12 protein-coding genes are annotated in these 14,228 nt (G+C 33.8%); 4 read left to right on the top strand and 8 right to left on the bottom strand.

Going from position 1 to position 14,228, the window contains the following annotated elements; genetic code table 11:
* Window positions 1-21: 21 nt before the first annotated feature.
* The 4 genes from INR76_RS08275 to INR76_RS08260 all read right to left on the bottom strand — a co-directional run bounded on the left by INR76_RS08275 (window position 22) and on the right by INR76_RS08260 (window position 6,948).
* On the bottom strand, window positions 22-1,659 hold the full coding sequence (locus INR76_RS08275; protein ID WP_223107439.1) for an amidohydrolase: 1,638 nt from the start codon (window positions 1,657-1,659) through the stop codon (window positions 22-24).
* Window positions 1,660-1,756: 97 nt separating this feature from the next.
* Window positions 1,757-2,089: a co-chaperone YbbN gene (locus INR76_RS08270; RefSeq protein ID WP_223107438.1), complete on the bottom strand. Its 333-nt coding sequence runs from the start codon at window positions 2,087-2,089 to the stop codon at window positions 1,757-1,759.
* 2 nt (window positions 2,090-2,091) lie between these two features.
* The gene (locus tag INR76_RS08265; RefSeq protein ID WP_223107437.1) at window positions 2,092-3,882 is read right to left on the bottom strand and encodes a TonB-dependent receptor; all 1,791 of its coding nucleotides are present in this window, start codon (window positions 3,880-3,882) and stop codon (window positions 2,092-2,094) included.
* Window positions 3,883-3,930: 48 nt separating this feature from the next.
* Window positions 3,931-6,948, bottom strand: coding sequence for a tetratricopeptide repeat protein (locus INR76_RS08260; RefSeq protein ID WP_223107436.1), 3,018 nt, complete (start codon window positions 6,946-6,948; stop codon window positions 3,931-3,933).
* Window positions 6,949-7,097: 149 nt separating this feature from the next.
* Here INR76_RS08260 and INR76_RS08255 point away from each other — a divergent pair, with 149 nt between their 5' ends.
* Both INR76_RS08255 and INR76_RS08250 read left to right on the top strand, forming a co-directional pair.
* Window positions 7,098-7,562, top strand: coding sequence for a hypothetical protein (locus tag INR76_RS08255; protein ID WP_223107435.1), 465 nt, complete (start codon window positions 7,098-7,100; stop codon window positions 7,560-7,562).
* Between the two features lie 87 nt (window positions 7,563-7,649).
* Window positions 7,650-8,333 carry a cell division ATP-binding protein FtsE gene (locus INR76_RS08250; protein ID WP_223107434.1) on the top strand — a complete coding sequence of 228 codons (684 nt, stop codon included), beginning with the start codon at window positions 7,650-7,652 and terminating at the stop codon, window positions 8,331-8,333.
* Here INR76_RS08250 and INR76_RS08245 read toward each other — a convergent pair whose 3' ends face one another.
* Complete coding sequence (locus tag INR76_RS08245) at window positions 8,334-9,887, bottom strand: S8 family serine peptidase (protein ID WP_223107433.1); 1,554 nt, start codon at window positions 9,885-9,887, stop codon at window positions 8,334-8,336.
* A gap of 68 nt (window positions 9,888-9,955) precedes the next feature.
* Window positions 9,956-10,789: a 2OG-Fe(II) oxygenase gene (locus INR76_RS08240; protein WP_223107432.1), complete on the bottom strand. Its 834-nt coding sequence runs from the start codon at window positions 10,787-10,789 to the stop codon at window positions 9,956-9,958.
* 89 nt (window positions 10,790-10,878) lie between these two features.
* On the opposite strand from INR76_RS08240, the gene INR76_RS08235 reads away from it, so the two are divergent.
* Both INR76_RS08235 and INR76_RS08230 read left to right on the top strand, forming a co-directional pair.
* Window positions 10,879-11,766 carry a glycosyltransferase family 2 protein gene (locus INR76_RS08235; RefSeq protein WP_223107431.1) on the top strand — a complete coding sequence of 296 codons (888 nt, stop codon included), beginning with the start codon at window positions 10,879-10,881 and terminating at the stop codon, window positions 11,764-11,766.
* Window positions 11,759-12,706: a glycosyltransferase family A protein gene (locus INR76_RS08230; RefSeq protein WP_223107430.1), complete on the top strand. Its 948-nt coding sequence runs from the start codon at window positions 11,759-11,761 to the stop codon at window positions 12,704-12,706. Before INR76_RS08235 ends, INR76_RS08230 begins: the two co-directional genes overlap by 8 nt.
* Here INR76_RS08230 and INR76_RS08225 read toward each other — a convergent pair.
* Window positions 12,689-13,090, bottom strand: coding sequence for an FdtA/QdtA family cupin domain-containing protein (locus INR76_RS08225; protein ID WP_223107429.1), 402 nt, complete (start codon window positions 13,088-13,090; stop codon window positions 12,689-12,691). The genes INR76_RS08230 and INR76_RS08225 overlap by 18 nt on opposite strands.
* A 7-nt stretch (window positions 13,091-13,097) precedes the next feature.
* The gene (locus INR76_RS08220; protein ID WP_223107428.1) at window positions 13,098-14,198 is read right to left on the bottom strand and encodes a glycosyltransferase; all 1,101 of its coding nucleotides are present in this window, start codon (window positions 14,196-14,198) and stop codon (window positions 13,098-13,100) included.
* Window positions 14,199-14,228: the final 30 nt, after the last annotated feature.

Genomic DNA, 14,228 nt, shown 5'->3' with positions numbered 1-14,228 from the left:
CCGTTTTGCTTTAAACTAAAGTTATTCTTCCTCTAGACTGAATTCTTTTTTACCATTGATAAAAGTCGCCAACACTTTTGTATTAGGGATGCTGTCTTCAGCAACCGTCATAATATCACGATCAAGAACTGTAAAATCTGCCAACTTACCTTCTTCAAGACTCCCCTTTTCAGCCTCTTCAAAGTTTGAATAGGCTGCCCAAATGGTCATTCCTTTTAAAGCTTCTTCGCGAGTTAACGCATCTTTTTTCTGAAAACCTCCTTCTGGAAACTGTTTTAAGTCCTTACGAGCAACAGCTGCATAAAACGTATACATAGGGTTAACTTGCTCTACCGGAAAGTCGGTTCCTAAAACAATGATTCCGGTATTTTCAAGAAGTGTTTTGTATGCATATGCACCCTGTATTCGTTTAGATCCTATTCGGTCTTCTGCCCAATACATATCACTGGTAGCGTGTGTTGGTTGTACCGAAGGAATGATGTTTTTTGAAAACTTACTAAAATCTTGTTTACTGATAATTTGCGCATGTTCAATTTTCCATCGTGCATCTGTTTTATCTTTTAGTGCACTTTCATAAGCTCGTAACACAGCAATATTTGCTGAATCACCAATTGCATGAGTATTCATTTGATATCCGGCTTCATAAATTCTATTTGCTAACTTTTGTAAACTATCTGCCGGAGTAATCATAGCACCAAAATGACCTGGCATATCACTGTATGAATCGCGCAAGGCTGCACCTCTAGATCCCAAAGCTCCATCTGCATAAACCTTTACTGACCGTACATTAAGTCTGTTGGTTTTTATTTTTCCGTTACTTAAATAAAAGTCAAGATTTTTAGGTTTATTACTCACCATAGCATACACACGCAAAGCCATGCTGTCTTGCTTTTGTAAGCTATCTATCAATTCAATTATTTCTCTATCAAGACCGGCATCATTAACTGTTGTTAAACCGTATTGCAAACTAATACGCTCTGCATCTAGTAAGGCTTGTTTGTTATAACTTCTATTTTGTTTAGGAAAAGATTCTTCTATTATACTCATGGGGCTATCTACCAAAATACCGGTGAGTTTTCCGTTGTCTATTCCTATTACGCCACCTTCAATTTTAGTTTGTGGGGTAATACCTGCCATTTGCAGTGCTTTACTATTTACTATCATCGCGTGACCGTCGATTCTAGTTAAGGCTACAGGTGTATTTGGAAATAAAGAGTCTAATTCTTTTTTGGTAGGAAACTCCTTTACTTCCCAATCATTTTGATCCCAACCTCTTCCGATGATATACTCTTTCTTTTTCTCTTTCTGAAAGGCAATAACTCGTGCCAAAACCTCATCATAACTGGTTGTTTCGGTTAAATCTACGTCTTGTAAGTTTAACCCTAGACCATAAAGATGTGCGTGTGCATCAATTAAACCGGGAACAATAGTTTTTCCTTTAGCATCATAGGTTTCAGTAATCTTGTATTTTAATTCTAACTCGGGTTTTAATCCTATTTCTAGAATCTTCCCGTCTCTCACAACAAATGCATCTTCAACATCAAAATTTTCATTAACAGTGTATATAGTTGCATTTTTAACTAATAAATCTGCAGGTATTTTTTCTGGAGCACAAGCTAGAACTAATAATACAAATGCGAGAGTAAAAAATTTTTTCATAATCAGTTTTTAATAATAAGACACAAAAATAAAGAAAGCAACTGTAAATGCAGCCGCTTTCTTTATTATGAAAATTTATAAGGTTATAGATAAAAAATCAAGCTTCTTTGTAAAGTTGATATAACCTATCTAGTGATTTTTCAAACTGAGAAATACTCATGTTTTTACTTTCTCTTAATGATTCTTTGCCATCAAAAAGCACCACAACTGTAGGGTTTGCAAAGACCATAAAGTGAGCAGCTATATCGGGTTGATTTTCTATTGTTACTTCAAAAGCTTGTAAATCTTTAAATCGAGAGGAAATTAACGTTTCTATTTTAGGCTTTAAAGCTTTACAAACACTACAACGTTCTCCAGAAAAATACAGCAATACTGGTTGTCTTGATTGTATTACTTTTTTAAGTGTTTCTATATTTGATGGAGTTTTCATCTTTACCAATCAAACTTATAGGTAGCACCCAACAATGCTTGAATGCCTTGTACAGGGTAATGTAACCACTTTTCATAATTATCGCTCAACAAGTTGCTTCCTTTTGCAAATACAGATAATCGTTCATTGATATTATAACCCAAGTGAATATTAGCATCAAGGTAACCATCCAGTGTTCGTTCTTCTAAGAGTATGGATTCAAAAGGTAGCGGAACGTTTGAATAAAGGTCCTTACGTTCGCCTACATAAAACAAGGAAGCACCTCCATAAATTTGTTCGGTAATATTGAAATTTGAAAACACAGACGCTTTTAATTCGGGAAGGTTCCAGGCTTGATTTTCGTTTGTTGTATCATAACTGAAATACTCTCCAGTTACCCCAAGTGTAAAGGTATTGGAAACATCAACCTTTAATTCGCCAAACACAGAAAGTGTATTAACATCGTCATAAACTACATTAAACGAATTACCATATTCATACCCTTCTCCAGTGTTTGTGGCAGTTGTAAATTGATTTGCTTTAAATAAAGCTTTATTTTCATCTTTTCCGTAGGATGCTCGTACATTGTAACCAATAGAATTACTTAATTTACCCTTCAATCCTCCAAAGCCTTTATATAATTGACTGGTAGGTGCTATTGATAAAGTTGGCGATACAAACGGGTTTTCCTCTTTAAAATTGTAATACGTGTTTTGTTCTAAATCACCTTCTGCTCCGCCATATACTATTAACAACTCGTCAACCAATCTGTATGAAGCATTAATACGTGGATAGATAAAAAGTTCTGTTTCGCTATTTTCCAAATCCAAACTCACAAAGGCTGCTGCTCCTAATGAAACAGATAAATCCTCATTCACATAGACTAAAGATGGCGCAACACCAGCATTTAAAAAGCTATAATTTATACCTTCAGTACTTAAATAGCTTCTGTCAAAACTACCAGTTATATAATCTATATCACCATCTACTTTAAGAGTGAGATCTGCTATTGGAAATGAAAATTCTGGTTGTAGGGTAGTATTAATTTCTGAAGAAGAAAAGGCATCACCTGTATAACGAATCGTTGCGGTAGCTTTTTCAAAAAATGAATCATCTACTGAAATACTTCCGCCTACATAACCACTGTAATATTGCTGTTGTGGATCAATTTCAGAACTGAAAGATTCAAAGTTTTCTTCATAATAATCATTCAAACCATACCAATTAAACAATTGATGTTCTAGACCTACATCTAGTTTATAACTCGTGTACCGTTGTCTACTGGTGTAATTTGCATCTACTTTGGTGTCATAATATTTATTTTCTAGTAAAACACCATCAATGTCACCTTGAGAAGAGTTATGACGGAAATAAAACCCGGCATTGTCGGTTCTACTTATTTGAAAATTACTGTACAACTCGCCCAAAATAGATGTATAATTTCCAAAACCTAAAGTTGCATAATTATCATATAATTTAATAGGTTTTGCTTTTTCTACTGTTTCGGCTTTTCCTTTGGCTGGTGTAAAAGTTGAAGCAACCGGAACAGAAAAAATTTCATAGCGCACCTCTTTCTTTTGTGTAGTGACCGAATCATTAAGCATTGGAGTTTCTTTTACTTTAAATGCATCTGAAATAGTAGGTGTGTATGGTTTTACAATGTTTACCACTTCGGTGTCAAGGTCGTCTTCTTGCTGTTCACCATCTTTATCTTGAGCAAATGTAGCTATAGAAAATAATGATAAGCTTAGTAACACCAATGGATTTTTGTAGGCAGTAAAAAGCGGATTTTTACAATGTTTCAATAAGGTCATAAGATATATTGAGAGGTTTGGTTCTTTAATTTTTTTGTAGTGATTGTACTATTCTTCAGTTTCTACTGAGGCGTTTGTCTTAGCTTCAGCAGCTTTAATTCTGGCTAATTCAACCTTAGCTTCGTCCACCGTTTCTTGATAGTCGCTAAAGTTTTGTATTAAACTTTCCAAAATATAAGTTGCTTGATAAGCGTCTTTTAAATCATAAAAGTTTTTTGCCATAAGCAATAACCCTTTTGCACCATAACGTTTGTACCCGGAGTAATCTTTGGCCAATTGCTGTACAGATTCATTGGAGGCTTTAAAGTTATTGTCTTTTCTTTTAAAATAAGCGTCATAATACAAGGCCTCTGCAGCGAGTTCGCCGGTTGCAATTTTTCCTACCTCAGCATAAGCTTTTTTTGCTTTTGCTTCGTCATTGGTTTTAATTGCCGAACGAGCAATAATTACTTGTGCATCACTTTTAATACTATTATCTATTTTTGAATTCTGAAGAACTTTTTCGGCATAATTTACTGCATCATTATATTGTTTTAACTCATAGCTTGCCTTCATACTATTAGTTTGAGCAAATATGATATTTTGAGGATAATCTGCCGTTGCCTCTAGTCTTTTTAAGTATGTTAAAGCTTTTTCATATTTATTTTGTTCTAAATATAATTCTGAAATACGTGCCAAAGCCTGCTCGGTAAACTCACTACGTTCACGAGAAACTACATATTCATAATGCGGAATGGCCTTCTGTTTATCGGTTTCTGAAAAGTAAATTTGTCCTAAATAAAAATGTGCATTTAAAGCGTGTTTACCGTTCGGAAATTGATTTAAATACGCTTCAAAACGAGAAATAGCCTGAGAAGTTTTGTTTTCTAAATAAGGTTGTTCTGCTGCTTGATAAGTAGCATCATCTAGTTCATTATCCTCTACCGAAACATAATCTAATGTACTCACCCAATTGGCATATTGGTCTACTTTACCTTGATCAATGTAAATAATTTTTGCTGAAGAAACTGCTTGCACAGCTTCGGGTGTAGAAGGATAATCGCGTGCTACTTGCTTAAAAATGGTTAATGCTTCATTGCTTTTCCCTGTGTTGTCAAGTAATAAAGCTTTTTTCATTAAAGCTCTTGGCTTATAAATACTTTTTGGATTGTTTTTAATTAAGTTATCATACGTTTGTAACGCTTCACTATTTCTGTTTTGCGAAACGTATGTGTTACCCAATTCATATAAAGCGTCGTCACGATAAATAGATTTTACGTAGGTACGTAAAAAAGTTTGCAATCCTTCTATTTTTTGATCGGTTCTATCAACAAACCCATAGCTAATTGCTTTTTGGAAAGCTGCATAATCTTCATCTGCGGTACCTACTTCAATAGCTTTATTATAGTTTTCCATAGCAGGCCAATATTGACTTGTTACAAAATAACTATCCCCCAATCGTAGGTAAGCATCTTGTTTTCTAGCACCGCTTGCAGATGAACTTTCTACATACAGCTTAAAGTTTGAAATGGCTTCAGAATAATTTTTAAGTTTAAACTGATTGTATCCTAAATTGTAACGAGCATTTTCATACTCTGGTGTAGCCGTAGCTTGTGGTAATTGTAAAAATTGTTTGTACCCAATTAAGGCTTCACTAAAGTTTGAAAGTTGATAATCACTTTCGGCTTTCCAATAAGTTGCACGAGCCGTATAAGTAGCATCGCGAGGTTCTTTTAATGATTTGTTGAATAATTGTTTTGCTTCATTATAATTGCTTTCATTATAAAGCTCTACCCCACGGAAAAACGCCACTTTTTGATACGCCAATTTATTTTCGAAAGCTTTATTATTTTCTAGCAGCTTCATTGCAGCTTCATAGTTTTTTGAAGTAATGTATGAGTCAATCAACAGGTTTTTAATCGCTTCATTGTTTTTGTTATTTGGATAGGTTTCAATAAACGACTGTAACACTTGTGGTGCACTTTGATAGCTGTTTCCTATCTCATAACTAAGTTTTGCATAGTTCAAGAACGCATCTTCTTTTATTTCAGCAGAAAATTCCATTTCTGAAGCATTTTTAAAAGCATTTAATGCTTGCTGCTTTTGGTCAAGTTTTAAATAACTTTCTGCCAAATGGTAATAGGCATTTTGTGCTACCGAGTTGCTTCCGCCAATGATTTTGTTAAATTCATTTATAGCGTTTTGATAATCACCTTGCTTATAATAAGCATAGCCCAGCTGGTAATAATCGGTATTATTCCATTTACCGCGTTTGCCTTTATACTTTTTTAAGTACGGAATAGCATCTGCATATTGCCCTAAATTGAAATAACTTTCACCAATAATTTTTGACAGTTCACTGCGCTCTTGAGGACTGGAGCTGTCATATTGTTCTTTACCCAAGTCAATTGCTTTTTGAAATTTTCCTAATTTAAAATTCATATCGGCTTGGTAATAAGAAAGGTCTTCTGCGTAGCGCTCTTCATCTTTAATCTCTTCAAACTGTTGATTGGCTTGCTCATAGTCATCACCTTCATAGGCAATATAACCTAGGTAATATTTTGCTTGTGAGCCGTACTTTTGTGAAGTTGAAACTCTATTAAAGTATTTTTTTGCTTCGTTGTATCGTTTACTTTTAAAGTATGCATACCCGTTATTAAAATTATACTTTTCCATTTCGCCACGGCTTAAACTACTTTCATCTACCTTATCATACCATTTACGAGCGTAAGCATATTTTCCGTTTTCAAAGTAATAATTGGCTACATTAATGTAAGCGTCATTTCGCTTTATACTTGTAGGATAATCTTCTACAAAGGTTTCCATTAATTGGTCTGCGTCTTGTTGATTTAACCGCACGGCACAATTGGCAATGTAATATGCACAGTCGCCTTCAATGGTTTCTTCATCAGTAGTAGATTTTACTTTGGCAAATAAAGTTTGAGCAGCCAAAAATTGATTGTTATTATAAAGCTCAATGGCTTTGTTATAATCAACCAAGTCATTTGTAAGCACAGCCGTTTGCTGTGAAAAAGATAGAGTGCAGCTTACTAGAAAAACAGTTAAAGCTAAGCAGGTATTGCGCATAGAGTTGAGGTTTTTTTAATAACAAAATTACAGTTTTGTCTTAATCTGTAACGAAAGTTAGCTGCGATAAGTATGTTTTTAAGAAACCTTTAGCAACCTCTCAAAAAAATCAAGTATTTTTAAGTTTTACATTCTGAAAAAATTATACAATGAAAAACACACTTATATTATTAATAATTACGGCTACTGCCCTCAGCCTAAACGCACAACACAATCCGTTTAAAAATTTGAATGAAAAAAACGGAAAGATTGGTATTGGTACTGAACAACCCGATGAGTTATTAACGGTAAAAGGTAAAGTACACACTCAAGAAGTTTTGGTTGATTTACAAGGCGCCATTGCTCCCGATTATGTTTTTGAACATTATTTTGAAGGTGCTTCTGAACAAATGCCAAATTACACTCTTATCTCATTACCTGAACTAGAAGCTTATTTAAAAACACACAAACATTTACCAGAAATCCCATCTGCTGAAACATTAGACAAGGAAGGAATGTCTTTAAAAGAAATGAATTTGTTATTACTTAAAAAAATTGAAGAACTCACTATTTACACGCTTCAGCAGCAAAAAGAGATTGAAAAGTTGAAAGAAAAAATAAACCAGCAGCAATAAACCTGTATTTATATCATTAATTAAATAGTTCAAGTATTGCAGTTGGCAAGTTTTCAAATTACTTTTGAAATAAAATAAATCACTATTATGTCGCAACCGGTTTTAGAATTAAAAGATGCCTCTATTTATCAACGAGAAAACCTTATTTTATCAGATGTTTCTGTGCGAGTAGAAAAAGGTGAATTTGTATATTTAATTGGTAAAACCGGAACCGGAAAAAGTAGTTTTATGAAAACTCTCTACGGTGATTTACCCTTACAAGAAGGTAAAGGCGAAATTGTAGGGTATGATTTACCTACTTTAAAAGAAAAAGACATTCCTTTTTTACGTAGAAAACTAGGTGTTGTGTTTCAAGATTTTAAATTACTAAACGACCGTACCGTAAAAGATAATTTGCTTTTTGTGCTAACAGCAACCGGTTGGAAAGACAAAAAAGAGATGGATGCCAAAATTGACCAAGTACTTGGCAAAGTAGGTATGAAAACCAAAGCTTTTAAGTATCCTTATCAACTTTCTGGTGGTGAGCAACAACGTGTTGCCATTGCAAGAGCCTTATTAAACGACCCAGAATTAATACTTGCAGATGAGCCTACCGGTAATCTTGATCCGCAAACTAGTGTAGAGGTTATGGAAGTGTTGCAAGAAATCAACAAAAACGGAAATACTATTTTAATGGCAACGCACGATTATGCATTGTTATTAAAGTATCCTTCCAAAACGTTGAAATGTGATGAAAATCAAATTTTTGAAGTTGTACAAAAAACGGTTTAATTATTCTGGAAAACCTTTCCTTACCTGCAACTCACATTCTTTTTTTAAAGTTGGATCAATTTTAAGTTGAATTTTCCCCTCTTCATTTGGCTTTAACACAGTATTTTCAGAAAGTATGATTTGATTTTTTGAAGTTAAATTAAGCGTAGCCGAATCTGTAAATCGCTGGTTTTTTAAAACAGTTTTATTTGAGTAGGTTGTAAGTTTGAAATCCCAACGAGAAAAATTTTGATTATCAATGTATACGGTTTCATCGTTTTTAAACATTTGGTAAACCATTTCAACCGCATCACCGGTTTGTAATGCTCCGGCTCCATAATTACCTTTATACTTACTATTATCACCAATAAAATCAATATTTAAAGCGGTCATTTTTATTATAGATTCTACTTCATTTGCCGGTAAGCAAGGTGCTAGCGAATACATTAAACCAATCGTTCCTGTTACTAATGGCGCTGTTGGCGAACTTGCTTCCCAGATATATTCAATTGTATCTTCAAGCATCCATTTTGAAATTCTAAACTGACCCGAAGAAGGAGCTAGTATATCTACTTCAGGGTTTAATGTTGTTATTGAAACCGGATAACTAAATGGTTGGGTTTGTGCTTCCTTATTTTTGAAACCCACGGTTCTTCCTAAAAACCCTCTTATATTTTCACCATAATAATTTCCTTTATCACTTAGTAAAATATGATCCTCAACGTCTTCATATTTATAGCTTACAGAAGCTACCGATATTACATTTTCATATGAAGCGGGATAATACAGCTTGCTTCCTTTTGTTTTAATCCAATCACTATTTCCTGCGGCAGCTACAAGTATAGTTCCGTTGTTAAATATTGAGTCTACAGCAGCTTGAGCGGTTTCGTGGTAGGTAGAACTTACCCAGCTACAATTAATCACTTTTGCACCAGCTTTGGATAATTCTACTAATTGATTTAAATCTTTGAAGTGGCCATAATCTGTTGCATAAATAGAACAATCATAACAAACTCCAGGAACTCCATAAGCATTGTTTCCTTGCGCTGCAGCAATTCCGGCAACGCCATTGCCATGACCGCGAGAAAAACTTGACGGACGTATAATTTTTGTTTTTCCTTTAAACTCTGCATTGGTTGTATCTACAGATGCATCTGCTATTCCTATCACGCTATTTCTAGAACCTGTCGTGTAATACCAAGCCTTGGGAACTTGCAAAAAATCAAAGTAATCTAGATTTACTTGTACGCCTTTATTGGCACCAATAGTGCTTGTCAAACCATAGTCATTGGGTTCAAAAATCTTTTTATCTTTTTCAGAAAGTATTGTTCCCGAAGTGAATATATGCGAAGCTGTCTGTAAAAGTTCTTCTAGTAAAAACTGTTTGTCTGCTATTACAAAAAAGGTAGAGTTAAAGGTACTTTTATTGGTATTCTTTCGTGTTTTTTTAAATTCAGAAATAACATACTTTCCAAGTATTGCTTTCAGCTTTTCATCATATCCTTTATAGATAAATTGATTATCAACCTTAGTAAAAACAGGGTTGAATGATGAATCTTTTGCACGTATATACATCCAAGCTTGTTCCTGGGAAAAAGAAAAAAGTGAAATAAAATAAAAGCACAAAAAAACACTGAACCTCATCACTCTTCTTTTGTATGATTGTCTTTTTTATAAACGTGCGGATTTTCGGTAATGCCTTTTTTAAACACTTTTCGTATTCCCATTCTCAACATAGAATCGGTTTGTAAAATGAAGTCTTTTACCTTTTGACCAGGTCTTGCTCTAAAAGAAGTTACATGAAATTGATCTTCTGTTGTTAAAGGTGTATCTGAAAAATAGTAATTTGACACACAACAGCGCTCACCATCGTGATTTACCGGGCTTACACTATGCCAAGATTTTTGATGTGTAGCCATTATTGCCAATCTATTAAAACGACTGTAAATGGTTATAGGATCGTGATTTAATCCTTGAGGCCAAATTTCTAAATGGCCGCCAAAACTGTCTTCCCAATTTGGGGTAACGTAATACAATAGATTTAACACCCGCCATTTATCTCTACTCTTATCATGTGAATTATCTAAGTGCGGATTTAAAAAATTATCCTTAGCCATTAATGAAATACCTCCTGCATACAGGTTTTCATCCGGTTCTGGATTTTCGATTTTACAAATTTCTCCTATTAACGTTACAATGCGCTCGTCTTGAAATGCATAAATAACCTTCTCTAGCAATGGATTATATTGGTCCATCTGCGCAGCAACATGCTTATATTCTCGCATACTTTTCTTTAACACCATTTCTTCCTTCTTTGGGAAGGCTTCATAAATTTGTAAAGCAAGATCTTCTGGCAGTAAATCATCAACAAAGAAAAAGCCTATTTCATTCTTACTTTTTTCAAAACTTGAAATAAGCTGTGATTTATCCTCTAAAATGCGGTTATAAATTATATTTGCAATATCTTTTGTGTTCATAACTGAAATAGCCTTATGTATTAAAGTGAGCGCTTACTAGTTAACAGTGTTTAAAACTATAAATTTAGACTTTTCTTCTGAAAGAAACGATGATTTCTATATTGATTCCCACATATAATTATAACATTGTTCCGCTTGTGGAAGAATTACATCGACAAACCATTGCATCAAAAATTCCTTTTGAAATTATTGTAGTGGATGACTGTTCAACTGAGCAAAAGATACAATTAGAAAATCAAAGTATTGCAAAACGTGAGCAATGCTTTTATCTTGAAAACAAAGTAAATCAAGGTCGTACCGCTACTAGAAATATATTGGCTACTAAAGCTAAATATAATTGGTTGTTATTTTTGGATGCTGATGTGATGCTAGATTCTAAAGAGTTTATTGAAAGCTATATAAATTCAATAAAAAATAGCTCTGCCGATGTTATATTTGGAGGGGTATGTTACCAAAAAGAACAGCCAAAAAAAGAAGAAATCCTTCGATGGCATTATGGAAAAAATAGGGAAGTAAAAAGTGTAAATAAAAGAACAAAAAATCCTTACTTTATTATTTCACAAAACCTATTAATACAAAAAAGGGTTTTTAAAAAGGCGAATGTGATCAATGAAAATTTCTACGGCCTTGACAATATATTCTCAAATATGTTAAAGAAAATTGATGCGAAAATCTTACACATCCATAATCCTGTATTGCATTTAGGATTAGAAAAAGCGAGTGTTTTTTTATCCAAATCACTTAAATCTGTAGAAACTACTGTATATTTTGAAAACAACAACCAACTCGATATAGAAAGACCGCTTCAAAAAACATATGTAACGTTTAAATCTTATGGTATTTTACCTGTTTTGAGAATGACGATAAAACTTTTTGAAAAACAACTACTGTCAAATTTCAAATCTAAAAATCCTTCGTTGTTTTTATTTGATTTATACAGACTCTATTATTATGATAAATTGAAACGAAATGCCTAAGTTTTCAGTCATCATACCGCTTTACAATAAAGAAAAAGACATTAAAAGCACCCTTGAAAGCCTTTTTAGCCAAACTTTTTCTGATTTTGAAGTTATCATCGTCAATGATGGCTCAACTGATAAGAGTCAACTAATGGTTGAACAAATTGAAGACTCTAGAATTAATCTCTACAATAAACAAAACCAAGGCGTGGGACCTACGCGCAACTTTGGTGTAGCAAAAGCCAAGGCTGAACACATCGTTTTTTTAGATGCAGATGATTATTGGTATCCCATTCATCTAGAAAATTTAAATTCTATTGTAGAAAAGTTTCCCAAAGCCAAGTGGTTTGCCTCTGCCTACAACAAAAGACATAATAAAAATTTAACCACATCAATGATTTCACCTATTTTAAAAAAAGGTGACAATTGGATTGGGTTGATAGACAATTACTTTCAATACAGCTTGGCAGATGCTCTAGCGTGGACCTCAGCCGTCGGAATGAAACGAAGTTTTTTTAATAACCTGAACGGTTTTGATACATCCATTACGCACGGTGCCGGAGAAGATACAGATTTATGGATTCGTGCAGCTTTACAAGCTCCATTAGCTTTTTCTACTAAAATTTCAGCAACTCATAATCTGGACGGAAGCAATAGAGTATCACACACCAATACACTAAAAAGAACCTATTTTGATATTGACAAATATGAAACCGAGGCTCAAACTAACCCATACCTAAAACAATATCTAGATTTGAATAGGTTTTCACTTGCTATTCAATACAAATTGGCAGGTGACCTAGCTACCTTTCAAGAATATCGTGGAAAACTAGATGTAAAAAATCTCACTTCAAAACAGCGTACCCTACTTAAACAACCTAAAACCATTTTAAAAACCCTAGTTAAAAGTAAAGTATTATTTGAAAAACTGGGCTTTAGGCTAACTTCCTATAAATAATTTAAAATCCTCATATTCCCTAATGTAATCTGCTTCATCAAACTCGCCAGAAGATAATACTACACAAACAGCCCCTGAAGAAAAGTTTTCTAACTCGCGCCACGTTTTTGTGGCTATTAACAACCCTTTATTAGGTTTATTAAGTGTTACTTTTTTTGTTTCGGTTCCATCATCTAGAATAACATCAAAGCTGCCACTTACTGCAATTAAAAACTCTAATTGTTCTTTATGTGCGTGACCGCCGCGACTAGAATCACTTGGCACATCATACAAGTAATACACTCGTTTTACAGGATAAGGCAGTACCTCTTTTTCTATTACCGAAAGGTTTCCTCTTCCTTCTTTATCAATTATTTTTGGTATATCGATTATTCTACTTTTCACAGGTAAGCTAATTTTTATTTAACAAAGATGCCCATTTTTCGGCAATTGCTTGCATTGTTATGTGCGAAACACTCTTTTTGGCATTCTCTTTACAGGTTTTGTATAATTGGTCATTAAAAGCTAACATATCCATTCCTTCGGCTAATGCAGATACAGAGTGATTTTCTACTAGCAATCCATTTTCAGTATGTGTTATAATTTCGGCAGGATTTCCTTTGTACATAACCGATAAAACTGGCGTTCCCATAGAAAGCGCTTCGATTAAAACCCTAGGAAAACCCTCATACTCACTTGTCAATGTTAAAAACAAAGCGTTTTTTACATAGGGTACAATTGCAGATGTAAATGGATACATAGTCACCGTTTCTGAAAGTCCTAATTGGTCAATTTTTTTCTGTACAAAATCAACATCCGGTCCATTACCTACTAGCTTTAAATGAATTTTCTCTTCTGAAAGTTTTGAAGCCTTATACCCTTCTAGTAACAGTGTAAAGTTTTTGACCTTTTCTTCAATACGGCCTAAGTAAAGAATATATTTTTCAGAAAAAAGAACTTCTGAATTCTCTTCGGAAAAAGATTCATGTGGATTGTAAATTGTAATTGCTTTGTTAGTATGATAACGAGAATTTATTGCTTCTGAAATGGCCTTTGAAACTCCTACAACAACTTTGGCTTTTTGTATCATTTTTTTGGCTACCCAAGCATTTGTAGAAAAATATTGTTGCAAATAAAAACTACGTGCCACATAAACAACAGACTGATTTTTATACAAGTAATACAAGTAAAACAGCTCTTTAACACCATTTATTCTAGAGCGATTGTCAATTATATAATCAAACTGTTGTGTTTCAAAAAAACGTTTAAGTTGTTTAAAACGTGAGACTCTTTTTAAAAGTGAATCTTCCTCTGTTTTTAGGGCGCCTAGATTAAAAAGTTCTCCTTCATACGCATAGTCTACTACGTCATTTAATATAACAATCGAAACATTAAAACCTTTGGTGTAAAGCATTCTGGAGAGTAATGCTGTAGAACGCTCTGCTCCTCCTTTACCTAAAGATATAGCCACCAAACATACTTTAATTTGTGATGACGGTTGTTTACTGGCCATAAATAATTTGTACTTTTGGTATGTTGTTTA

The sequence above is a fragment of the Marixanthomonas sp. SCSIO 43207 genome, from assembly GCF_019904255.1.
In the GTDB taxonomy this organism is placed as follows: Bacteria; Bacteroidota; Bacteroidia; order Flavobacteriales; family Flavobacteriaceae; genus Marixanthomonas.
Note: the sequence above shows the minus strand (reverse complement) of the source record. Positions and strands in the feature narration are given on the sequence as shown.